Raw genomic sequence first — 24452 nt, 5'->3', positions numbered from 1 at the left:
GTTTTGTGTGATATCAATATTGACATCGACAGGAATCAGCAAAGAACGTGCAATGCCATGCCAAATGACCTCAAGACACTACGTTAAGCAAGACGACTCAGATCAAAAATAATATGAAAAAAAGCAAATAAAATACTTGACGCATTTCGGTGAAAAACACCTTGAGCGGTAACTTGTAAAACCGCTGTTTCGCAACTTCCCAAAATATAAAGCCTAGGGAAAACTTCCTATCCTTTATTGATTTAGTTATCCAAAAAGTTATCCACTGTTTTTGTGGATAACTAAGTTCATCTAGCCCGATGTGGGTAAAAGTAAACCGATTACGGCTTGTGTGGTTTTAATAAATTCGCCAGAGCATTCATGACCACGACTGCCAGCACTAAACTTGTCGCAATGGGCAGCACTAGCCACAAAAAAGGGTGCAACTGAGGGGATATTTCAAACACCTGTTTAACAACAATGGCGACCATGGTTTCTGCAGACAAGACAGCAATAAAACTCGCGACAAAAGCAATGATGCCAAACTCTACCCAAAGCGTCGATGCAATCCGCTTTTTACTTGCGCCTAAGGTACGGTACAAACGAACCTCACTTTGGCGTTGTGAAATACTGAGCTGGAGTAATGTAAAGATAAGCAAGAGTCCTGCAAGCAAACCCAGTGTAGCAAGAATGGTGACAGCAGACATAACCTGCTGCAGTAAAGCCTGGATTTTGTTACCCATCGTCTGAATATCCAAGACTGTAACCGTCGGATATTGCCGTGACAGTTGTTGGAGTAAGCTTTGCTGATCTTCCTCAATACGATAACTGAGTAAATAAGAACCTTTGACTTCTTGCATAATATCTGACGAGAAAATAAAGTAAAAATTAGGCTTCATATCTCGCCATTCAACATGTCTCAGGCTGCCTACTGTCGCTTCGATAAACTGACTGTTGATCACAAAGCCTAATTTGTCCCCAACCTGAATACCCAGCTCATTGGCAAGCTTTTCCTCTACTGAAACATGGGAATAATTGGACCATTCGCCTAAAACTATTTGGTTATAGTCAGGAATATCATTCCCCCAAGTGAAGTTGAGTTCTCGCTGAATTGCATTCGGTTTGCCATTAGGGTAAGACAATTCCTTGACGTCTTGTTGATTTATGAACTGAAGTCGACCGCGAATGATGGGAAAAGCCTCCGAGCGGATGACTTGATTGCTATCCAGCTGCGTTAAATAGTCATTTAGTTCTTGCTCTGAGATATTTAAGGCGAACACGTTAGGAGCATGCTCAGGTAAGACTTGCTGCCAATCCTCGATTAAATCATGTCTTAACAATCCGATAGTGGCTAACAACATTAAAGATAACGCTAATGCCGATAACTGAAGACCACTACTTACGGGAGTACGATTAATTCTGCTGAAAGCGAGAGCCAAAGAAGAAGACAGTGAGAGTCTACTGAGTACACGAGTCAGTCCTACACTGATTAGGGCTAAAACAATAAACAAAACCAAGATACTGAGCAAAATCAGTAATATCAGGGCATTTTTCGAATAAAAGGCCAACAAAGGAATCAGAGGTATTAAAATCAACCATAACAATTGCTTATTAAACCTCCACTGACTTTGCTGAAGTACGTCGATAGCAGGCGTATTCACTAGGTGACTCAAAGGAATGCCTAAGGCCGGTAGGCTAATCAACACCACGGATAGAACTGAAACGGCAAACGGCGTAATCCCGTAACTTGGAAGTGGATTTGGCAGCAGTTCGCTTAAGGGAATGCGTAATAAATATTCTAAGCCAATGCCCACAATAAGCCCAATGAGTATCGAGGACAAGAAAAGAAGACTGATTTGAATAAGAAGCCACCGACAAACCCAACCTGTACTGGCCCCTAAACTCTTGAGCATTGCAATAGTCTGAGAACGACTGTTTACATAACTTTGGCATGTTAATACTAAAGTCGTTGCCGACATGATGATCACCATGATGACGGTCAGCGATAAATATTGAATCGTTCGTTCAAAAAACTCACTGCTACGGTTCGTTGTCTCTTGCGTTTGCCATTTATCACTGGGTGATAACTCCACCGATTCCTGAAGTTGTATCAGCTTTTCTGGTTCTCCATTTAGAAACATCCGATATTGAACGCGGCTACCCAATTGGATTACACCTGTTTTTTTAATATCACTGGAATGGATATAAGCAGAAGGCATTTGTTGGAAAGGATTAAAGCTTAATCCAGGTTCCTCAAGCACAATACCTGAAACCTTAAAATCGGCATCACCTAATGTGACAACGTCACCATGGGAAAGTTCAAGTTGTGTCATGATGCGTTTATCAAGCCACAATTGGCTTTCCCCAACATGATGAACTTGACTGTCATCGAGAACCAAATCACCAATCAAGGGATAATACTCATCCACAGCACGTACGGAGATAAGCTGCATACCCGTATCACTGAATAACATGGTATTAAATTGAGTCATCATCGAGCGTTCAAGTGTTGTTGAAGCGGACAATAAAGTATGAGGAAGAGGGTTGGCTGAAGCGAAAACAGCATCAGCGGTGAGTGCTTCTTTCCCCTGCTTTACGACCACAAGCTCCATTCTCATGGCCAGCGCAGACAAAGCGAAAATACTGGCAATAATTAAAACCAGAGCAAAACCTACAGGCCAGAGCTTACCTTGGAAAATTTCGCTCATCCCCCACCTTGCTAGGCTTTTGTTTACGTTGAGACTTGCTGATTTCATAGTGTTTCCTCAGCAAATCTTCCGGCTTCCATGGTGAATATTCGGTCACATTGTTGCGCTAAATGAAGGTCATGTGTCACCAGTACCAACGTGGTGCCATGCTGTTGATTCAAAGAAAACAGCAACTCGGTCACTTTCTCGGCCGTATGATGATCTAGGTTACCGGTTGGCTCATCGGCAAACAGCAGTTCGGGTTGCGTCATAAAAGCGCGAGCCAATGCGACCCTTTGCTGTTCACCTCCAGAAAGCTGACTGGGCAAATGTTCAGTTCGCTGATCTAAACCTACCGCGGCTAACAATGCACGTGCTCTGGTAAAATCTTCTCGTTCACCTTTGAGTAAACAAGGCAGAGTGACATTACGTATTGCACTTAAACTCGGAATCAGCAGAAAACTTTGGAAAACAAATCCAAGTGAGTTTGCTCTAAGTTTTGCTCTAGCCTCATCATCCATACCCGACAAAGAATGACCCAGTAAACAAATTTCACCTGACGTAACGGTGTCTAAACCTGCTAATAATGTCATTAATGTTGATTTACCTGCTCCAGATGCCCCAACAATAGCCACCTTCTCACCACGTTTTATCTCAAGATTTATACCATCTAAGATTGTTAATTGACTTTGATTAGTAGAAACTTGTTTACTCACTTCCGTCGCTTTTATGATCAGCTCATTAGATACAGGTGTCGTCATGATTCGTTTACTTTCCATAGTATTATCTTTATTTCTTTCCGTTGCGGTTCAAGCTAACCAAAAGATATTAGTTTTAGGAGATAGCTTAAGTGCTGGCTATCAGATGGCTATTGAACAGAGTTGGCCCAGTTTGTTGCCAAGTATTTTCAGTCAGCAAGGCCAAGCTATTTCTGTTATCAACGGCAGTATCTCCGGTGATACAACTGGCAATGGTTTAGCTCGATTACCACAACTTTTAAAACAGCATCAACCCTCTTGGGTGATTGTCGAGCTTGGCGCGAATGATGGTTTACGAGGTTTCCCGCCAAAACTGATCTCTTCGAATTTATCGGAAATCATTGATATAAGCAAAACTTCTGGTGCAAATGTGGTCTTGATGCAGATTCGTGTACCGCCCAATTATGGTAAACGCTATGGTGAGATGTTTTACGGCATTTACCCAGCAATAGCTGATAAAAAAAACGTGATTTTAATGCCATTTTTCTTAGAACAAGTGATAACCAAGCCAGAGTGGATGATGTCGGATGGATTGCACCCCAAACCTGAAGCTCAGCCGTTCATTGCTAACTTCGTTGCACAAGAATTACTGAAACATCTCTAATTTTAATGGCCTAGCTCAATAAGTCACCGGATAGTTTGCGTTAGTCTAACCCTACATACAGTCACAAAGGTTAGGTAATAAAAATGCAAATAAAACCTGTTATTCAAGGTGTTATCGCACGTTCTGCTCATCCTTTTGGATGCCAATCAAATATTAATGAGCAAATTAATTACGTTAAGCAAGCACCCCAAATTCAGCGAGGCCCTAAACGAGTCTTGATCATTGGTGCCTCTTCTGGATTTGGTCTAGCGGCTCGAATCGCGTTAACTTTTGGTGGAGCCAATGCAGATACCATTGGAGTCTCATTTGAACACGGCCCATCAGAGGACAAAACGGGCAGTGCCGGCTGGTATAATAATGTCTTTTTTAAACAAGCGGCGCTCAAACATGGCTGTAAAGCAGTGAATATTGTTGGCGATGCTTTCTCGCAACGAGTCCGAGACCAAGTGATTGAAGCGATCGAAACGTACTTCGAGGGTGAAGTAGACTTAGTGATCTACAGCTTAGCTTCTGGTATGAGGTTGGATGATAAAACCAGTCACACTTGGCGGAGCGTGATTAAACCCATAGGGGAATCGATCAGCGGTGCAACCATTGACATTGAACAGGATAAATGGCGAGAGTCTATCCTTGAGCCTGCCAGTGAAGATGAAGCTTATGCAACGGTTAAAGTTATGGGGGGAGAAGATTGGGAGAGCTGGATCGATACTTTGATTAACTCCGAGTCGTTGGCAGAAGGCTGCAAGACCATTGCTTTTTCTTATGTTGGGCCTGAAAGCACTCATCCGATCTATTTAGATGGCACATTAGGACGAGCCAAAGTCGACTTACATCAAACCAGTCACTCACTCAACTTGAAGCTTGCCAATTTCAATGGCGGTGCCTATGCCACGGTATGTAAGGCTTTAGTCACTAAAGCCAGTGTGTTTATTCCTACTCTGAGCCCCTACCTTATTGCCCTGTATCAGGTAATGAAAAACAAAGGGACTCATGAAAACTGTATACAACAAATGCAGCGTCTTTTCACAACCAAAATGTACCACCAAGATAACACAGTAGTCGATGGTGAACGTTTGATAAGACTGGATGAGTGGGAACTTGATTCTGAGGTACAGGAAGCTGTGAAGCAATGCCTACAACAGATGAATGAGGATAATTTCATGGAGCTAGGCGACTACGCAGGTTTTAAAGAGGAATTTATGAAACAAAATGGATTTAACTTTGCTGATATCGATTATACCCAAGATATCTCGTTTGCATATCTCAAAGCACTGAAACCTTAACAGAGCTTTTCTCAAATCTGTCTCACTGCTGAGATAAAATCCGCTTATTTTACGCCCTGATGAATTTTCAGGGCGGATTTTATTTAATTTCCAGCTTTCTATACATAAACTTCATTAAGTGGCATAGATCACATTTTAAGGCTTAACTCGTATGCGGTAAGAATACAGGAAGTGAATCAGGAGATGGATTACCACCATGAGCACATTTCATACCTTAAATTACACTATCCCAGAGTCAGTAGAAAAGAATTGGCAAAGCATTGTTGACCTATTAGCCAAAACAACAAACATCCCTACTACCCTCATTATGCGTATCTACCCGGAGCATATTGAGGTCAATACCTCCAGTCAGATTGAAGGAAATCCATTCCAAGTTGGTGACAAAGGTTACCCAGAACAAAGCCTTTATTGTGAACAAGTGATTCTAAATAAACAGGAGCTTGTGATACCTAATGCTTTAGAATCTAAAAAATTGCCTCATATGGCAAACAAAAAATTGGGCATGATTTCTTATTGTGGATTACCGTTACATTGGCCAAATGGTAAAACGTTTGGCACCTTATGTTTACTCGATTCCAAAGCAAATCAATACCATAAAGCTTATCGACAATTGCTGTATACATTTAAGAAGTCGATAGAAACACAGTTGGCCATTGTCTTTGACCAACATAGACTGGCCCGTTTAAATCACGAATTGAAAAACAGAGTTGCAGCCAGAACAACCGATCTTGCTAAGCTAAGCTATTCTCTTACGCAGGAGATCACGCGCCGGAAAGCAGCAGAGGAGCAGATTAATTACCAGAATACTCACGATTTGGGCACCGGCTTTTTAAATACATCGGCCACAGAAGAGTACTTAGAAAGAGCGTTAGCTGAGCTCAACGGTGAAATGAGTTCTTTGACCGTATTAAATATTGGTTTTGCCAATGCAAGAGCCATTCAAACCAAATATGGTTTTGAACGTTTAGACGAAATACTGCAACAGTTTCGAAGCAAACTTGATTTCGCTGAGTCAAAACACTTCGTCACGGGTCGGCTCAGTTCTAGTGATATGGTGGTGATTATTTCAGGCCCTGAGCCCAAAAATGTCACCCACCGGCTACTTGAGAATATTGCCCACATCAAATGTGATAGTTACAACATCGATGATCAAACCGTGCACTTACAAACCTACACAGGCATTGTCCAAGGCAACATCGGATTCAATGCAAAACAATTGCTTCAAAATGCCTGCCATGCCATGACTTTGTGTAAAGAATCGGGTAAATCGTATCGATACTGCAGTGAAGAAAACACAAAAGTTCTCAACCAACATAATCAATTAGAAAATTACTTACTTGAAGCGATTCGTAATGACGATGTCATGATCTATTTCCAACCAAAAGTGTGCTCCAATACGGGAGAATGGATTGGTGCAGAAAGCTCGCTTCGCTGGCTGCATCCGGTTTTGGGTGATGTGTCTAATGATGCGTTAATGCAGATGGCTGAACAAAATAACTTAACTCATGAAATAAGTACGTTTGCTTTGCGTATCGTGATTGAAAAGGCCAAGCAATGGTCTGATACAGTAAAGGATTTTAAGGTTGCGATTAATGTCTCTCAATCCCAATTACTCAACAGACATTTCTTAGAAAAAATCGAATACTTTCTCGCTTTTTACCATTTGCCTCCACATTGCCTTGAATTAGAAATCTCTGAATCTGCTCTGCAAGAAAATGGGAATATCACATTCAATGCCTTGAAAACACTCAATAGACTTGGTGTGACACTGTCACTTGATGGCTTTGGTACCAGTGACTATTCGTTTAATTACCTTAAAAATTGCCCTTTTAAGGCGATTAAAATAGATAAAAGCTTTATTCAACAAATGAACTATTCAGAAGAGGACAAAACCATTGTGCGCTCTATCATTCATATCGCCAAGAAACTTAATTTGAATGTCATGACCGATGGGATTGAATCTGCAGAACAAGTACAGTTTTTGCTTCAAGAAGGGTGTGATATCGGCCAAGGACTTTTCTACGCCAAGCCAATGCCCTGCCATAAGTTTGAACAAGTACTCTACACTCAGCAAGGGACATCGGGTATTTAGAAATACTGATAACCAACTATCCTCGTTGATAACGTAACCATCTCAGTTATCTCTCCTTTACTATCCTACTCTTGATTCCTATAATCGCCATCCCGCTAAAAATATAAGGCTAACTTTCATGGATCAGTTGACAGCGACGCTCAAGAAGATCGAAAAGCAAAACTACCGTGCGTACCAGCAAATCAAAGGTCAATATGACTTCGGTGATTTCACTTTGCACATCGACTACATTCAAGGTGATCCCTATGCTTCAGCCTCACGCTTACGTGCTACAAGAGCGTGGTCTCTTACCGGTCTTGAGTGGCTAAAAGAAGAATCCCCTTCTTTCCAGCGCGCTGCTCGTGATTTTATTGCCCGTAGCTTTGATCAATTTGCCAAACAAGAAAATGCCGTTTCTATTGCTCTTAGCGGACAAACCGTTTTAGATAATACCGCCGTTCTTTTTACTGAAGAAGGCATTGAGTTGCGTTTCAGAGTGAACTTACCTGCCGAAGGTCGTTCTGTCCTTGGGAAAAAAGCCAACAACATCCTGACGTTTTATCTTCCAAAATTCATTCGACGTGCTACCTTGGCAAGAGAATTAAATCATGATGCGCTGGTTGAGCACTGTAAAGTAATCGAAGATCAGGCTGCGATTCGTGAACAATTAGAGGCGCATAATCTGGTCGCTTTCGTCGCAAATGGCAGTATCTTACCTCGCCTTGCAGGTAACTGTGATTTACCGATGAAAGATGCGGTTCCATTCCAAGCTCCAGACTCACTGCAAGTTACATTGCATGCGCCTAATAAAGGCTACATTACAGGACTTGGTATTCCTAAGGGCATTACGCTTATTGTCGGTGGTGGTTTTCACGGTAAATCTACCTTACTCAATGCTATCGAACGATCAATTTATGATCATATTCCCGGTGATGGCCGTGAGTATATTGTGACAGATGCAAATGCAATGAAGATAAGAGCTGAAGATGGTCGCTGCGTTCATCACTTAAACTTATCGAATTACATTAACCACTTACCAATGGGTAAAGACACCGCGGACTTTTCAACTCAAGATGCATCTGGCTCAACGTCTCAAGCCGCATGGCTACAGGAGTCTCTTGAGGCTGGTGCTTCTTCATTACTTATTGACGAAGATACCTCAGCCACTAACTTTATGATTCGTGATGAGCGCATGCAAGCTCTCGTTGCTAAAGGTGATGAACCCATAACGCCTTTAGTGGACCGCATTGCACAAATTCGCGATGAACTGGACGTGTCTACCCTTATTGTTATGGGTGGCTCGGGAGACTATTTAGACGTTGCCGATACTGTGATTCAAATGCACGATTACCAAGCCGTCGATGTCACAGAAAAAGCACGTCAAGTTATCGAACAACACCCAACTCAACGTCACAATGAATCGGAAGATAATCTTCACACATTCCGTCCACGTTCTTTGAGCCGACAAGCTCTGATGGCTATTTTAACCGATGGCAAATTCCGTGTGAGTGCAAAAGGTAAAACTTCTTTGCGTTTCGGAAAAGAGTTTACAGACTTGAGTGCATTGGAACAGCTTGAATCGGCAGATGAAGTCAATACTATCGGCTGGCTGTGGTTTCAATTGGCTCAGCAACCTGGTTGGTCACAGAATCCAGCCAAAGAAATCGAAATCATGCTCTCAGACGGCTGGCATAAAACACTTCCTCAACAAGGTGATCTTGCCAAGCCACGCACTCTCGATGTGATGGCAGCGTTGAATAGAATGAGAAAGTCACAGTTTAAGCAAAACTGAGCAAAACACCATTGTTCTCAGCTCCTTAGTGCTTAAAAGTGATTAGAAAGCGTTCAAAAAAAGAGCCAGCTGAGTTAAACAGCTGGCTCTTTTTTCTATCTGTTGTAATAACCATATTATAGAAGAATGGTTACCAAAGAGCTTCAGGTTAAATCACACCAAGTTCTCTCAGTCTTTCCATTAAATAGCTATCTGCAGTGTAACGTTCAGACAAAACAACTTCTGGTTTTGGGTGCAAGAAAAGCGGTAGAGAGATACGAGACTTTTCTTGACGACCGCCAGTCGGATTGATGACGCGGTGAGTCGTAGATGGGAAGTAACCACCCGATGCCTCTTGCAGCATGTCACCAATATTAATGATCAGGCTACCAAAATCACAAGGCACATCTAACCAGTCACCCTCTTTACTCTTTACTTGCAAACCTGGTTCGTTGGCTGCAGGCAAAACAGTAAGTAAGTTGATATCTTCATGAGCGGCAGCACGAATAGCACCTGGTTCTTCCTCACCTGTCATTGGTGGGTAATGCAAAACACGAAGTAATGTCTTGTCACTGTTATTTATCATTTCAGAAAGCGCAACGGAGAACTTTTCTTGAACGTCTGTTGGTGCGCATGCCTCAACCCAACCTAACAGCTCTTGCGCGAAGGCATTAGCGCGTTCGTAGTATTCCAAAATTTCAGCTTTCAGCTGATCAGGAATCTGTCCCCAAGGGTAAACGTGAAAATACTCTTTAATGTCTTTGACTGAGTGCCCCTTTGCCACTTCCGAAACGGATGGTGGGAAGTAGCCATCTTGAGTTTCGACATTAAAATGGAAGTCGTTCTTCTGCTCAGAGTTAAAGAATTGGTACCAATTGTTATAGATAGACTCAACCAACTCCTGTGGTATCGGGTGATTCTTAAGAACCCCAAATCCTGTTTCACGGAGCGATGCAACGAACTGTTGAGCAGCATCGTCAGCAAGGTAATCGACAGTTTCTAGTTTCATGACTTTACTTCTTTGTAATGTAAATATAATAAAGTGAATTTTATGAGTGACTATGCTTGAACGCAAACCTAATTATTATTTTATTAAGTAAAAAATTAGCCCTGAGCGCAGAATTATTACACCTATTCGCAAGCTTTGTGATTCGTCACTGCACTGTATTGATGGAGCTTATGGAAAAGTTCCTAGTTTATTGAACGCCGTTCATTTATATGTAATCATAATGCGGCTAACATGCCATTTAAGGACATATCACCCTATGAAAAGTAGTACGACATTACGCTTATTAACTTTGCTATATACTTTTATCTTTTTATTTTCTGTCGTCGAACCAAGTTCATTTGCTGTCTGGCTTGCAGAAATTATTCCTGCACTTGCCATACTTACCATTATATGGGTGATATCACTCCGGTTTACTTTTAGCAAAACTGCTTATATTTTAATGTTCATTTGGCTTTGTTTACATACAATTGGTGCCAAATATACTTTTGCCAACGTTCCTTTTGACTGGTTTAATCAATTGATCGGTTCAGAGCGTAATAACTTTGATCGCGTCGCGCACTTTTCAATCGGCCTTTATGCCTACCCTATTGCCGAATACTTGATAAGACAAAAAAAATTAAGCATGACGTTTTCAACGCTATTTGCTTTATTTGCCATTATGTCTCTGGCGGCGAGCTATGAAATTATAGAATGGTGGTATGCCGCACTAGCCGGTGGTGATGAAGGGATCGCTTTTTTGGGCTCTCAAGGGGATGTTTGGGATGCACAAAAAGATATGTTGTGTGACACACTCGGTGCCGTGACAGCTTTACTGTTATTGGCCACGCAGCGTAGACTGGTTAAGCCAAGTTAAATATGGGTTAAAACCATCGACAATGGGAACTTGTACAATCTGAGCAATCTCATATTCGTGCAAGTTCTTGATTTTCTCTTCGACCAAGGCGTATAAGTCTCTTCTTGTCTTGATAATTAATAGCCATTCTGGGTCACTACATACCTCGCCTTGCCATACATAATGACTGTCGATAGACAGAGTTTGAATGCAAGCAGCAAGTTGGTCATCAAGTAAGTTTTTGATGATAATATCGCGATTTTCTGCCGAGCCTACTGTACTGAGAACCATGCAGTATTCATATCGTTCGTTTATTGTCATTTCATTGTTACCTTACCGCCAATAATTTTATAGGCAGGCGTGCCACGGATTAGGGTCTCTCTTGCAAATTCTTGGCTACAGTTGGGACAAAAGCAAGCGGTAAGAGTAAAGTCTTGTGTGATACGCTCCTTGAAACATTTAACTAACGCCCCTTTACCCCCTTTTCGGTACTTGAATAACACTGCTTTACATTTAGAGCAAGAAATGACCACAGTTTTGGAAGGCTGTTTCTTATTTGGTTTTGCCATAATTCTCTATTTCCGGTTTAACCCATACTCGACTAAAATCAAACCACCCTAACGCATTACATTTTGCATTTTGTAATGCACCACTATGGTCTTTGTTGACTCCAAGCCAACAATGGAACATGGGAATCACTTGGCAACTTTTTACCAGCTGACGGCCCAATTCACGAGCTGGAAAATCGTTGTATTTCCCAGCTCGCCAGCCATCAACCAATGTGACCCAACTTGAAAAATCATTGTTATTACTGGCTTGCTCAATATTACTGTAGTCTAATAACCAGCCAGCAAAAACATCGTCACGACGGGTAGTAATCCCCATTGGTTTGATCCATATATCGATATCATCGACGCTCGGGAGTTCATACTCATAAGTTAAAAAAGTGATGTTGATATCATAAGGAAGCAATTGTTGTTTAATCGCTTGGGCAATACTTGGGTATACCGGATGGTTCTTTTGATACGCCACACAGATCGGCTTACCTTGCTGTGGTGCGGCACCGATTGACGAAGGAACGAGATCCAACCATCCTGGCTTCAAACCGAAAGCAGGTAAAATACCAAACTCAACAACTTTATCTTGAGGCAGGTGTGCATAAATTTGATAACTGTTTAACGCTTGGCTCAAAAATTCTGCCCATCGAGGATCTTTGGCTAAACCAGAGCGTTTATTGAGCAGCAAAAGTGTGCAACCCGGATCAAGTTCAACGTCATCAGCAGAAGAGGTTTTATCCATCTGAGGTTTGGACAAACTAGGATAGACAATTGAAGAATATGCTTCATCAATAACCCATATTTCCACCTGATCGAGAAGTGGGCGCAGACCAAAATAGCCATCAAATGCAGTCAAAATGAGGCGTTTTTCGTCATTAATTTTGATTTGAAATGGTCCGGTACCGATTGGCTTGGTATCAAATTCTTCAGAGCGCATTGATGATGGCAGCAATATTTTGGCTTGTGGCTCACTGAGTGATTGAGGTAAGTATTTATCAGGACGACATAAAAGGATATCTATCGTCCACGGTTCAGGTGAGCTGACACTTTCGATATGTGAAAAAAGGTTAAAATCACATAATTCTTTTATGCTCTCAATCACACAAGCGGTGGTGAGACGTTGACCATTATGAAAACGAACCCCACGCCTTAAATAAAAACGCCAATGTTTGTCTGATAGTGCTTCCCAATGATGCGCTAAATCGGGCTGAAGGCACTCTTCGTCATCTAATCTGGTTAAGCCACTAAAAACTTGCTGAGCAATGTGCAATTCTGAACGACGCATCAGTTTCTGAGGATTAAGCATCAACAATGGGCGATAATAAGGTAAGCGAATCACCTGCTCACCTTGTTGGTGTTGTAGCCCAAGGTAACCTTGAATGACTTGGGCAAGCTTGGTGGCATCATTATCCAACGCTTCAAGCGCTTGGCCAATTTTGCCCTCTTCGAGATAATGTCTGGCTAATTTTTCACTGACGTCATTTCGGCTGCGTTTGAAAATCAGCTTGGACAGCTTGCCTCGTCCAGCCGAAGGATGCCATTCGATCCAGCCTTCTTGCTCTAGCTTGTTGAGGACGATACGAGCATTACGACGAGTACAAAATAACGCGTCCGTAATATCGTCCAACTGGGCTTCTGAATTTTGACCAGAAAATTTCTTGAACAGGGTCTCGAATTGAAGACGTAATCGTGTACTAGTCATAAAGAGGAAATGGTTTCATTCGATTGATATCTTCAGTTTCCTCATTTTTAATGAAAAGTGCAAATTTTTCACTCTTTGAGCCAAAGATACCTAAGGTTCTCTTACTGAATTAAGCTTCTAAAGGCGGCTTGGGTAGAATGGCTATCGAACATCAATTCCAATGGCGCTGGCTAACGCTTGCAACTGCTGCTCATCATCCAATTTGATCGACCATTTCGTTTCTGCTCCATGCGCTAAAATAACATTCGCTCCGCGGCCTAGCAGTTGTAAAGCATCAGTATGAGCTTGCAAAGTGACCATATTATCGCCAATAAGTTTGATGACAACTTCATGAGGAGTAGCAACAATTTTGCCTAGTGAGAAATCAATAACCATGTGTATTTTACTATATCTTCGTTTTAATATTAATGATACCCAAGATTCTTGAGGTTACTTGGGCGTAGCAGTGCGTTGTTTAACCGCGACCGTCAAACGACTCGTACATACTAATTGATCGTCTTCGTTTTTAATATCAATTTGCCAAACTTGTGTTGTTGAGCCTAGATGAATCGGTTTCGCCTGACCCGTTACAATGCCACTTTTTACCGAGCGAATATGATTTGCATTGATCTCCAGACCAACGCAGTAATGCCCCTCCTTGACACAACAATTTGCCGCTAGAGAGCCCAAGGTTTCAGCAAGAACGACGGAAGCTCCACCATGAAGTAAGCCGAAAGGTTGGTGCGTATAGTGACAAACGGGCATCGTTGCACTGATCGTATCTGAAGTAAATTCGGTGTACTTAATCTGCAAGTGCTCCATCATGGTGTTCTTCGACGTTGCATTGAGAAGTTCTAATGAAAGTGTTTCAGTCCAAATGCTCATTTTCCATCCTTTTTCGCTATGAGTTAAAAATATAACCGTGCATATGCTATTACGTTGTTTATTTAACCACAAAATGTCAGCAAAAATTATGATGAAAGCTTAATAAATCGAATGAACTTACTTGCGTATAATCGAGCTTGCTAACAATTTTAGAGTTTTTACTCATGAATGTCCCTACTTTAGATTTTGTTTATCAACCTATAAACAAACTGTATAGAAACGCTCAACCGTTCAATAATTAAACGATTTCTGTTCAATATTTATCAAAGATTTAATCTGGTAATACCATTTGATGAAATTATCTCGGCATAATGCAAAGCTGAAATCTTTTATTTTGATTTATGCATCAGTTTTACTAATTGAAATTCGTCGTTTCTTTGACAATGGCGAAGAATAAAAGTTAGCATTAAGTAAACATTATGTTAAATTTAAATTTAGTGACGTATTTAAGTAATAACAGAATCAATAGCTCTAGGTGTTATTTTTAGAACTATAGCCTGACTTTTTTGTTACTGAATTTAACTTTTGGGCTCAAGCCTAATATAACGACCTTTAGGAAGGAAAGAATGAATAAAACGCGCTGCTCTCTGCTTTCAATATCCGTATTGATGGCGTTTAATGCCCATTCTGCGGGTTTTCAAGTGAACGAACATTCAGCATCGGGCCTAGGTAGAGCATTTTCTGGTGAAGGTGCTGTAGCTGATAATGCGAGTGTATTAGCACGTAACCCAGCAGCCATGACACGCTTTAAAGAAGCTCAATTTTCAGGTGCTTTTTCTATTGTTGACCCTGAAATTGATGTCTACGACGTTACAAATAATGAGCACTCAAAAGATGTCGCACCGATGCAGTTTGTTCCTGCTGCTTATTATATCAGTCCAATTAATGATCAGTGGGCTTGGGGCTTCGGTATGTTTACCAACTATGGTGTAGCAACCGATTACCCTGATGATATTTCCGCTGGAGATTTAGCAGGCGACACCTCCCTTGTATCTGTAAATTTTAATCCTAATGTCGCTTACCGAATTAATGAACAATTTAGCCTTGGTGGAGGTGTAAACCTTGTTTATGCTCAAGCTGAACTTACTCGCCACCAAGGTAATCTGACTTCAGCAGCCGGTGAGGCTCAAAAATCGAAAAAGCTTATTAGCATGGATGGTGATACCGTCGCATTTGGTTGGAACGTAGGTGCACTATTTGAGTTAAATGAAAATCATCGTTTTGGTTTTGGCTACCGTTCTAAAATCGATCTTGATTTTGACGATGGTGAATTTAATAGCTACGATTCTGGCCTTTCGAGTCCAAAAAAGGTTAAAGGTCGCCTTAAAATCTCCTTGCCTGCCATTATTGAACTTTCTGGTTTCCACCAATTGAATGACCAATGGGCAGTCCACTATGGCTGGCAACATACTGACTGGAGTGAGTTCACTGAGCTAAAAGCAACCAGTAGTGATTGTTTAGGCGGTGTTTGTTTTCAAAAGCCAGAGCATTACAAAGGTAATAACCGTTATTCAGTCGGTGGTGCTTACACTCTTAACCAAGATTGGACCCTAAGAGCCGGTATCGCCTATGACGAACAAGCAGGCGAAGCAACGCTTAGCATCCCTGACAGTGACCGTATGTGGTACACCGCAGGCTTTACTTATAAAGTACAGGAAAACCTGTCTTTAGATGCTGGATTTGCGCTGGTTAAAAGTAAGTCTGGCTCATTCAAAGAAACGAACAACATCAATAAAGAGCTCAGCTTTGACTCCAAAGGTGTTGCATACATTAGTGCAATTCAAATGAACTACACCTTCAAATAACGGTATTATCGGAGTAAACCAGAATGAATCATAAATTTAAACTATCTTTACTTTGTGCTGCTGTATTATTAGCAGGGTGTGGTGATAACAGTTCAAGCTCAGGCACTTCTGATACCCCACAATTTGAAGATAGCATCCAAGATCTTCTTGGCCGTGACGGTTCTATCGACTTTGTATTATCAGGTACAAACGCGAACGTTCCAGTACCATCATCTTTGCTTCTAGACCCAACGGATCATACTTTAAACATCCCTGTTTCTCCTGGCGAACCAACGGGATTAAATAACCCATCAGTCGCGATGGGTGAAGCGGATGGCTGGAGTACCGTCATGCCATTTTCTATCGACCTAAACTTTAAGCAAGGCGTAACTCTCCTCAATGACCTTGTTGAGTCAGGTTATAGTCAAAACGTGACTGACGGTATTTTGGTTGCTAAAATTAGCAATGACCCACAGTCACAAGATAAAGTTTATACCCCTTTGTTCCCTGGAAAAGACTTTATTGCTGTTTCTAGCGATCTTAAAAATATTAAAGTATTACCAGTTAAAGGTTTAGAGCCAAATGCAACTTATATCTATGCCCTAAAACAAAGCATTAAAGACAGCAACGGAGATAACCTAGGCACTTCCCCATCTTACGCAATGCTAAAATCTGCCAAGCCACAAGGTGGAGACCTCAGTGCACCGCAAAAAATGGTTTGGATGATTGAGAATACATTTGGAGCTAATGGTGTCGAAAAAGACGACATTATTTACTCCTCAATGTTTACCACCGCTTCTGTTGGTCAATCAATAAAAGCTGTGGCACAGGAAATGACTAAAGCCGACCCGAGTAAAACTTGGGAACCGGGTCATACTGCTAACCCAAATAACATTCCTGCCGAACAACTCAAAGAACTTTACACATTTAATAATGTTACTCAGATTGATTTTGGTGAAGCGTTACTTTCTGATCAATTATTTCTAAGCCTTTTTCCAAATGCACAAGAAGGCTTAGCCGTAGCAGAACAAATGAAAAATCTCTATCTTTTGGCAAAAGCATTGACTAAATTAAAAGGGATCACTGTTTATCGTGGAACGGTAAAGCTTCCTTACTTTCTGAGTAATAATTTAGAAAACGACCAATGGAAGACACAACCTTGGCGTAGTGCTATGCCAAGTGCCTTAAAGATACTTTCAGTGCTGTCGTCTGGGTCTAAGCAAGACCAAGCGTATTTGGTCACGCAACTGGTAAAATTGGGTTTTTCTCCTGAAAACCTTTCGGAGCAGTTAGCCAACCCTGCGAATCAGGCTAAGCTATTTGGCGCTAAGTTATTCCTTGCAAATGGCGAACAATTGGATCCCGAGCGTATTTTAACTAAGTACAGTACATTACCACAAATTCGCTCTGTACAAGACGTACCATTCCTGATGTTTGTTCCTGAAGTCAAGGATGGAGATAATGGAGAGGACTTCAACGATAACCTTCCTCTTCTACAATATCAACATGGTATTACTGGTATTAAAGAGACTTCTTACCTGTTTGCTTTGGAGCATATTGCATCTGCCATCCAGAACCCAAACTATAACAAACCATATGCACTTATTGCTATCGATCAACCTTTGCATGGTCAACGAGCTCTATCCAAAGAAGTAGTGACAACCCCAAGTAACCCAACACCCTTTATGAATTTGGAATACTTGCCAGTTGCTCGAGATAATATCCGTCAAGGTGCTATTGATGGCCTTGGTCTGGCTTATGCTGTACAACATTCTCCTGAAGACTTGTCTGCGTTTAGTACTATAGATACAAGCAACATCTCGCTAATGGGCCATTCTATTGGAGCCATCACAGGCATCAGTTCTTATGCCGCTGCAGACGTTAATAATGGCGAAGATTTCCACTATACCAGTGCGACTTTAGCTAATCCGGGTGCCGTTATCGCGCCATTCTTGCTGGAATCTCAAGCATTTTCCGGTCAAATTAAACATTCTGTCAGTTATAATGGTGTTCCTGATTATAGAACTTACTATCAGCAAAACTGTGCCAACGATGACAAGATCTCTGATGTTAAGTGTTTTGACGATTTTTACAATCAATCTGAGCAGAACAAGCAAATGATTGATTACACACTCGATATGTTTGCATTCGCAGCCCAAACCGTGCTTGATCCCGTTGACCCATACAACGTAGCTTCTTTAGTCGATAAGGATGCTCCTGTGTTTGCTATTCAGTCAAATCAAGATACTACCATTCCCAACACTGTAAAAACGATGCCTACAGCTGGGGGGCAACCGCTTCTTGCCAAATTGCAGTTATCCAACACAATGCTTGGAACACAGGGTAAAACAAAGTTAGCTTCCTACTTCAAACATGCTAAGCATTCAACAGTTATAGCGCCAGATGTTACTTCTGAAAAAGATCCGGCTGCACATAAAGAAATGGCTTCCGAAATAGTTAAGTTTACTCTTTCAAAAGGCAACAAAGACGGTAACTTTAATGTGAAAAATGATGATGATTTGTTAGATAACACGATAAATACAGACATCAATTAAAGTTAGCTTCCGATTAATTTAAGGCTCTGTTTTTCAGGGCCTTTTTTTATTGTTTATTTTTTCCTCACACACATGGCTTCACTACCCTACACTTCTCTGTTCTATTTGCTCAGAATTGAGTCATTAATGACTTCCCCCCCTTTTTTTTCTCGAGATAAAGTGGATAATACCGCCATTCAAAATTACTCAGGTATGCTCTTATGTCTATCGAAACGACTCTTCTTTCACGCTGCGATTCAAAATGTGAATTGTGTGCATCAGATTCTCAACTCACGGCTTACGCTGTGCCACCACACAGCAATGTCACAGTTGATACTGCTATCATGATTTGTGATAAGTGTCATAGTGAAATCGAAGACCCTAAAGACATTAATCACTGGCGCTGCTTGAACGATAGCATGTGGAGCCAAGTTCCAGCAGTACAAGTTACAGCTTGGCGTCAATTGACTCGCCTAAACACAGAAAGCTGGGCTCAGGATGCGCTCGATATGATGTATATGGAAGAAGAGCAGATGAATTGGGCGATGAAAGGCATGTCAGATGACGATAAAACGCTTGATTGTAACGGCACTGAATTGAAAAAAGGTGACGACGTAACGGTCATCAAAGACCTACCCGTTCGAGGTACAAACCAAGTCATCAAACAAGGCACGGTCATACGTGGCATAAGCCTTGGCGACGATCCGAAGCTGGTTTCTGGTAAGGCAAATGGCGGTCAATCAATGTACGTTATCGCGGAATATTGCCGTAAAAAATAGTCATTGTTTTAGTGAGATTTAAGAGAGGCGCTCAGATTGTTAGAGCGCCTTTTTTTTATCGAAAAAATGGGCTGAATTTGGCCAGTTTGACCCCAAAAAGCCCCAAAAACGCCCCAAAGACTAAAATTGGTCTTACCGACTGCCCCAAAGAATCGTGATAATTTTTTTTCTGTGGGTCATTACGTCTAAATGTCTGATAATATTAAATTAAAAAAGAACAAAGGTTCAGATGAATGCACGTAAATTTGTCCTAAATCCTGCTAATAAAGTGAGCAAATTTATTCAATTGTCCCATGTGCTTGTAATCAAAAAGCCCCAAAAGCCCCAAAAACGCCCCAAAGACTAAAATTGGTCTTACCAATCGCCCCAAAAGCATATCTTGATTTAATGTATCTCTAGGCTCATAATTTGAGTTCACTGGCAAAATCCAGTGACGGGATTGGTCCCCCGCTTTAGAGTTAAATCTCTTGCATCGGTGTGTATACGCCAGCTCTTGCTGGTTTTTTTACGCACAGAATCCGCACATCTGTATTATGGTGGGCTGGATTGGGCAGCTTAGGCTGGCCGCTTCCGATGCAGCGGTAGGACCAACCCAGTTCAGTCCGCCACCAAAGTTTGGTCCCTTTGAGTGGTCAATGTTCAATCTCATTGCATCGGAGGCATTTATGCCGAACAATCATCAAGTCATTGTCCCTTTCTACGGTTCTAATCTATTGGTCGTTGAGTACAACAACGAACCTTACATACCAATGAAACCCATTGTCGAAGGCATTGGTTTAAATTGGAAAACACAGTATAGAAAGTTAACTGGGAACTCCGAACGCTGGACCATGGTCATAATGACCATGGTTGCTTCTGATAACAAACCTCGTGAACGTATCTGCATCCCACTTCGAAAACTCTTTGGTTGGCTCCAAACACTGCAACCTAGTCGAATACGTAGAGAAATTCGCGATAAAGTCATCCAATACCAAACCGAATGTGACGATGTTCTCTGGCGACACTGGAATCAAGAAACCAACCAACTCCCTCCCTCAAGTCCTATCTCCACTACTACCAAACTTTTAATGACATTAGAAAACGGCCGTGTGATCGGTGTTATTCCAGTTGGCAATGACGTAACGGTCTTTGAGCGTTCAAAGCTTCATGAGCTGCTGAATGAGCCTGGATACTTTTCTATTGAGGACTATGCAAGAATTGCCGAAACTGCAAATTGTAGATTGGCTGAATTATTATCGGCAAAGGGAAAAAGTTGGTGAATATTGCCGTAAGAAGTCGTTGTTGTTTTTCGTGAAGATTTAAAAGAGGCGCTCAAATTATTGGAGCGCCTTTTTTGACCGATGAGGTATATTTGCATAATTATGTTGGGAAAGGGTTATAATTGAACTTAGTGTAATAGCCCCCTGAAAATTTCTTTGTGTCAGCATTTCTAATTAAATACCAATAATTATTGAGAGCATCGGCGGGATGAGGGAAATAATTAAGACACTGCTCAGTAAAACAAGAACATTCACTCAAAAGCTCATATTGTTTGTTATCTACAGTAAAATAACCAATCCACTTTCCTTTATACTGTAGAGACCCCCAGTATCCTTTTAACTCTATATAATCCCCGTTACTCCAATTGGCCCAATCCCACTCTGTACCCTTATCATTCGCACATAATAAATGGGTTGTAACCAGCGTGTTAGCCTGAACGCAAAAAGTAAATATTATTGACACAACGATTAAAATGATTTTTAGCATAAAAAGATTATTAAAAACAATAATGTAGATAATTTTATACAAAAATTTTTTTCAATTAAATACATTTTATGGAGAATCATTTAGAGAGAAGATCAGTTTAGCATAACACTCAACTAAACTTTGCACCAAAAGCTTGTCTTGATAGAGCGTTATGCATCACGCTCAATAAAAGTTCGACTGAATACCACATAAATCTCTTTAGAGGTGGTGGTGGCCATACGTCCCGAAAAATTTTTATTTCACGAGCAGTTGCCTCGTTTGCTAACTTGAAGGATCCAGAAGAACCTATGTAATTGTTTTATATAGATACTTTTAAGATCCTTTTTAAGCTTTCATCATCACAGGGGCATTAAACGACGATAGTGAAACTCCATGCCCCCACAATCTAAACCAATATGTCTTCTTGTTAGGTAACATCTCTCATTTAAACTTCTCAAATTCGAACTTGCCCAACTTGGTGACAAATCGCATCGTTTAGAAATAAGTTGCGCTGTAACTTCTTCACCCTGCTCTATCGAATCCAAGACGCGTAATTGTGTCTTGCTCAGCTTCAACCATTTCACTTGGTGAGGATCACGTTGCGCCTCGGCCACTAAATTGTGATTCAGGTCACCTTTTACCCCAAATTTACCCATAGTAATACTGTCCGCAGCGATTATATTTTGAGTGGAGGTTAATCACTGATTTCATTTGCGTTTATTAAGAGGAACGTTTTTTGAAAATCAGGTATAAAACAGGTTCGCCAGCAATTTTTTAACCACAAATGATAGGCTTTGAGTGCTTCTGATTTCTGCAGCTCTATATGCGTGTGGATATACGTTTGATCCATTTTGTTTTTGGCATGATTCAGTAGAGTCTCTGCAACCAGATAATCAATGCCTATATCGGCCCACACGGTGCGTGCTAACTTTCTTAAATCGTGTGCGGTCCAGTGGCCATGCGCGATGGCTCTGATCATCTGATTGGCCACCGTGCTTGAGATTGGGCTTCGATCTCGCGGTGAGGCGGGAAAGAGATGGTTGCCTTTATAATGATGCGCCAATTGCCAGGCTTTGTAGGCCTTAAGCAAACACACCCATTCATCGGTTAATGGATAGACGATCTCTTTTCTGGTCTTGGTGTCCCGCATCGGAATTTTCCACTGCTTGGTGATAAAACAAATGTTGCACCATTTTGATTTGCGCGTTTCCCCAATGCGTGTGCCATGGCTGAGCATCATCAAACATAACATGCGCGTTAAAGGCTCAGCTTGCCCAAACTGCACCAATAACTCTGCTGTCTGCCCAACCAGCAAACTGCATCCCTTTGGCTGGATTCTGGCTTTGACAAAGTCAGTGAAGATCATGTCATTGAGCGGATTATGGCCGATTTTGTTGATTTTTCTTGCCCGGTTGAAGGCCACCTTTAACACCTGAAATATCGAGCGAATATAACTGATGGAATACTGCTGTTCGCGTAACGGCTTCATCAATTGCTGTTCAATTTCACGGTGGGACAGGCCCGCTATCTTTACACCATGCAGACGAGAAATCAGGTGGGCATCCACCATGGGCTTAAGCGAATTCAGTCGATCTCTCGATAAGTGTCGATTTCGCGTCTCCATATCTAAATACCAAATCAGCAGCTCATCGACGGTGGTAAATTCATTCGCGCGTGTTGTGATCCCCACTGAGCGCTGCTTGGCGATGTGCTCAACCACCTCGGGGACGTCTTTCGCGCTTAAGTTGGGGTATTTGCCAAACACATGGGCGCTTTGCTTGCCATCTTTGTACTCATAAAAGACCCAAGAGCCTTGCACTCGGTTTTTCTTATAGCGAAAGTACACCGAATATCGGTCATCTTTCAGCTGTCTGACATGAAGGCGTCTGGCATATCGCTTGATCTGCGCCTCTGAGATCTTACAACGCACGGTCGCAGGCAGATGCACGGCAGCATTTGACGTTAACATCCTACTCTCCTGTTAACGTAGCGGTAATGTTCATTCTTCTTGGCTGTAGCCCTTGGCCTGAGAATGACACGCTATCAATGGAACACGTCCCTTGAAAGGCTTTGGGGAAGGTGCTGTCTAGGATCAAGAGCCCTTCGGCAAAGGCAGCAGGGTTTGGCGGCGCGTCGATAGTGAGCTTTCGTCCCTCTCGCTGCATTTTTCTCAGTTCACTCGCGCAGGCTTGCTCGGCTTCTTGTTGACTGTTTTTGTCTTTGCCGATCACTTTAAATGGCGCCTTGCCCTTTTTCACTTCCTGACGCGTGCCATTCTCGGTCGAAAGATAAAACGCCTTCACACCGGTCACCTCGGTTCGGCCATCGAGATCAATGCTGACATTAATGACGTTCGGTCGCTGGGGTTGGTTATCGTCAGGTTGTGACAACGTCACCGTTTCAATCGCTTTACCACTGGCACTTCTCGCTTCCCCTTTGGGCGCAAAAATAAAACGGCCATCGACGGGTTTGGCAACCGCATCATAGTGCTTGGCCAATCGGTGCAAAAACGCCGGGGTGCTTTCATCGGTGCGATCAAGATGTGCGATTTCAATTTTTTGTAATCTCGGATGGACAAAAGCTTGAAAGCCATGTGGGGTGACCGTATCGGCGACGACTTGCGCTAAGGTGGTCTTGTCCCAGCTCATCGATTGACGCTCTCGATAACCGGTTTGGTCTTTAATGTGGAACGGGGCAACAGAGAGCACCAACGTCACTTCTCGGGGGTGTAAGCAAATGGAGCGTTTCGATATTTGAAACTCATCGCGCAGCACCTCCCCTAAATAGACCGAGTACTTTTCTCCTTTCGGGGGAATGCCGTCGATATCATCCGAGTTAATGGTTAATGTCAGGCTATCCCCCTCGATGCCGTTGCCATCAGAGAGGCGCCAAGATTTAAGGCGAGCCAATATCCATTCGCTGTGTTTACCAATAAGTTTGAGCATCAGTCCCAAGACCTCGTTACAGATTGAGTGGGTTCGACCGTGAGTAACTCAGGCAGTTGAACCTCGGTATCGGCCGTGAAGATATCCCCACGGACATGTGGATTCAGGCGATAAAACTCGACCTCTAATGGGTCGCTGTCTTGCCTGGCGTGTTTAAACAACAAATCAGTGATTAATTCCCCTTTACGGGCCCATACTTTCATTCTCGAAACTCCAACAATTGCAACGACACCTCGGTGACCATGGCGCGGCCATCATGGATGAGCTCACTGCGCCCTTCTTTGATCTGCTTGATGGTCCAGCGGCCAAGGTTAAACCCTTGACCATCACTGACTTGTTGCGGCTCATCAATCAAAGCACGGATCGCATCCACCGATTGCGCTGCGCTGTATTGAAGCCATTTGGCACGGATGTCTATCGTTTCCAGTGGTCGGCCCGTTCGCTCTGAACGGGCGTTATCAATCAGGCCCACTTCAGAATAAGCGCCGGCCGTGGTTCTATCAAACTGGGTGATGGGCGTTTTATCGCCCACCGAAAACACACACTCTCCAATCACTAAATGATGCAT

The 24452-nt window shown here is 42.2% G+C and carries 23 protein-coding genes; 9 read left to right on the top strand and 14 right to left on the bottom strand.

The window, feature by feature from the left end:
* Positions 1-320: 320 nt before the first annotated feature.
* Together BS333_RS17835 and BS333_RS17830 are read right to left on the bottom strand one after the other, a co-directional pair.
* The gene (locus BS333_RS17835) at positions 321-2735 is read right to left on the bottom strand and encodes an ABC transporter permease (RefSeq protein WP_021708689.1); all 2415 of its coding nucleotides are present in this window, start codon (positions 2733-2735) and stop codon (positions 321-323) included.
* On the bottom strand, positions 2732-3427 hold the full coding sequence (locus BS333_RS17830; protein WP_033003401.1) for an ABC transporter ATP-binding protein: 696 nt from the start codon (positions 3425-3427) through the stop codon (positions 2732-2734). The genes BS333_RS17835 and BS333_RS17830 overlap by 4 nt, the downstream gene beginning before the upstream one ends.
* Between BS333_RS17830 and BS333_RS17825 the strand changes: the two genes are divergently transcribed.
* The 4 genes from BS333_RS17825 (at position 3426) to BS333_RS17810 (ending at position 9174) form a co-directional block, all read left to right on the top strand.
* Entirely contained in the window at positions 3426-4028 is a 603-nt protein-coding gene (locus BS333_RS17825) for an arylesterase (protein ID WP_033003402.1), read from the top strand. The two genes, BS333_RS17830 and BS333_RS17825, sit on opposite strands and share 2 nt — an antisense overlap.
* Positions 4029-4111: 83 nt before the next feature.
* Positions 4112-5311 (top strand): enoyl-ACP reductase FabV, encoded by a 1200-nt coding sequence (gene fabV, locus BS333_RS17820; protein ID WP_021708692.1) that lies wholly within the window; start codon positions 4112-4114, stop codon positions 5309-5311.
* 196 nt (positions 5312-5507) lie between these two features.
* A complete protein-coding gene (locus BS333_RS17815; protein ID WP_021708693.1) occupies positions 5508-7403 on the top strand; it encodes a sensor domain-containing phosphodiesterase in 1896 nt (631 codons plus the stop codon).
* Positions 7404-7521: 118 nt separating this feature from the next.
* A complete protein-coding gene (locus tag BS333_RS17810; protein ID WP_021708694.1) occupies positions 7522-9174 on the top strand; it encodes an ABC-ATPase domain-containing protein in 1653 nt (550 codons plus the stop codon).
* 148 nt (positions 9175-9322) lie between these two features.
* Here BS333_RS17810 and BS333_RS17805 read toward each other — a convergent pair whose 3' ends face one another.
* Entirely contained in the window at positions 9323-10162 is an 840-nt protein-coding gene (locus BS333_RS17805; RefSeq protein ID WP_021708695.1) for an isopenicillin N synthase family dioxygenase, read from the bottom strand.
* Positions 10163-10418: 256 nt separating this feature from the next.
* On the opposite strand from BS333_RS17805, the gene BS333_RS17800 reads away from it, so the two are divergent.
* The gene (locus BS333_RS17800; protein ID WP_021708696.1) at positions 10419-11015 is read left to right on the top strand and encodes a DUF2238 domain-containing protein; all 597 of its coding nucleotides are present in this window, start codon (positions 10419-10421) and stop codon (positions 11013-11015) included.
* On the opposite strand, the gene cutA is transcribed toward BS333_RS17800, so the two are convergent.
* From cutA to BS333_RS17775, 5 genes are all read right to left on the bottom strand, one after another.
* On the bottom strand, positions 10977-11309 hold the full coding sequence (gene cutA / locus BS333_RS17795) for a divalent-cation tolerance protein CutA (protein WP_033003433.1): 333 nt from the start codon (positions 11307-11309) through the stop codon (positions 10977-10979). The genes BS333_RS17800 and cutA overlap by 39 nt on opposite strands.
* Positions 11310-11311: 2 nt before the next feature.
* Positions 11312-11563 carry a hypothetical protein gene (locus BS333_RS17790; protein ID WP_021708698.1) on the bottom strand — a complete coding sequence of 84 codons (252 nt, stop codon included), beginning with the start codon at positions 11561-11563 and terminating at the stop codon, positions 11312-11314.
* Positions 11547-13253 (bottom strand): SgrR family transcriptional regulator, encoded by a 1707-nt coding sequence (locus BS333_RS17785; protein ID WP_021708699.1) that lies wholly within the window; start codon positions 13251-13253, stop codon positions 11547-11549. The genes BS333_RS17790 and BS333_RS17785 overlap by 17 nt, the downstream gene beginning before the upstream one ends.
* A gap of 141 nt (positions 13254-13394) precedes the next feature.
* Positions 13395-13628 (bottom strand): DUF3389 domain-containing protein, encoded by a 234-nt coding sequence (locus BS333_RS17780; RefSeq protein WP_021708700.1) that lies wholly within the window; start codon positions 13626-13628, stop codon positions 13395-13397.
* 54 nt (positions 13629-13682) lie between these two features.
* On the bottom strand, positions 13683-14117 hold the full coding sequence (locus BS333_RS17775; protein WP_021708701.1) for a hotdog fold thioesterase: 435 nt from the start codon (positions 14115-14117) through the stop codon (positions 13683-13685).
* Between the two features lie 566 nt (positions 14118-14683).
* Between BS333_RS17775 and BS333_RS17770 the strand changes: the two genes are divergently transcribed.
* From BS333_RS17770 to BS333_RS17755, 4 genes are all read left to right on the top strand, one after another.
* Positions 14684-15922 carry an outer membrane protein transport protein gene (locus tag BS333_RS17770; RefSeq protein WP_021708702.1) on the top strand — a complete coding sequence of 413 codons (1239 nt, stop codon included), beginning with the start codon at positions 14684-14686 and terminating at the stop codon, positions 15920-15922.
* A gap of 23 nt (positions 15923-15945) precedes the next feature.
* Complete coding sequence (locus tag BS333_RS17765; RefSeq protein WP_021708703.1) at positions 15946-18456, top strand: VolA/Pla-1 family phospholipase; 2511 nt, start codon at positions 15946-15948, stop codon at positions 18454-18456.
* A gap of 200 nt (positions 18457-18656) precedes the next feature.
* Positions 18657-19214: a PhnA domain-containing protein gene (locus BS333_RS17760; RefSeq protein WP_021708704.1), complete on the top strand. Its 558-nt coding sequence runs from the start codon at positions 18657-18659 to the stop codon at positions 19212-19214.
* Between the two features lie 665 nt (positions 19215-19879).
* A complete protein-coding gene (locus BS333_RS17755; protein ID WP_021708705.1) occupies positions 19880-20473 on the top strand; it encodes a phage antirepressor N-terminal domain-containing protein in 594 nt (197 codons plus the stop codon).
* A 100-nt stretch (positions 20474-20573) separates the two neighbouring features.
* On the opposite strand, the gene BS333_RS17750 is transcribed toward BS333_RS17755, so the two are convergent.
* The 6 genes from BS333_RS17750 to BS333_RS17725 all read right to left on the bottom strand — a co-directional run bounded on the left by BS333_RS17750 (position 20574) and on the right by BS333_RS17725 (position 24452).
* Entirely contained in the window at positions 20574-21002 is a 429-nt protein-coding gene (locus BS333_RS17750) for a hypothetical protein (protein ID WP_033003406.1), read from the bottom strand.
* A gap of 296 nt (positions 21003-21298) precedes the next feature.
* Positions 21299-21595 carry a MarR family transcriptional regulator gene (locus BS333_RS22665; RefSeq protein WP_021708707.1) on the bottom strand — a complete coding sequence of 99 codons (297 nt, stop codon included), beginning with the start codon at positions 21593-21595 and terminating at the stop codon, positions 21299-21301.
* A gap of 38 nt (positions 21596-21633) precedes the next feature.
* Positions 21634-22908 carry a tyrosine-type recombinase/integrase gene (locus BS333_RS17740; protein WP_021708708.1) on the bottom strand — a complete coding sequence of 425 codons (1275 nt, stop codon included), beginning with the start codon at positions 22906-22908 and terminating at the stop codon, positions 21634-21636.
* A 1-nt stretch (position 22909) separates the two neighbouring features.
* Complete coding sequence (locus BS333_RS17735) at positions 22910-23647, bottom strand: contractile injection system protein, VgrG/Pvc8 family (RefSeq protein ID WP_237359111.1); 738 nt, start codon at positions 23645-23647, stop codon at positions 22910-22912.
* Positions 23648-23883: 236 nt separating this feature from the next.
* Positions 23884-24087, bottom strand: a complete 204-nt coding sequence (locus BS333_RS17730) for a hypothetical protein (RefSeq protein WP_021708710.1) — start codon at positions 24085-24087, stop codon at positions 23884-23886.
* On the bottom strand, positions 24084-24452 hold the full coding sequence (locus BS333_RS17725) for a phage tail protein (protein ID WP_021708711.1): 369 nt from the start codon (positions 24450-24452) through the stop codon (positions 24084-24086). Before BS333_RS17725 ends, BS333_RS17730 begins: the two co-directional genes overlap by 4 nt.

This window comes from Vibrio azureus (genome assembly GCF_002849855.1).
Taxonomy (GTDB): domain Bacteria; phylum Pseudomonadota; class Gammaproteobacteria; order Enterobacterales; family Vibrionaceae; genus Vibrio; species Vibrio azureus.
This window is presented reverse-complemented; position numbering and strand designations above follow the sequence as displayed.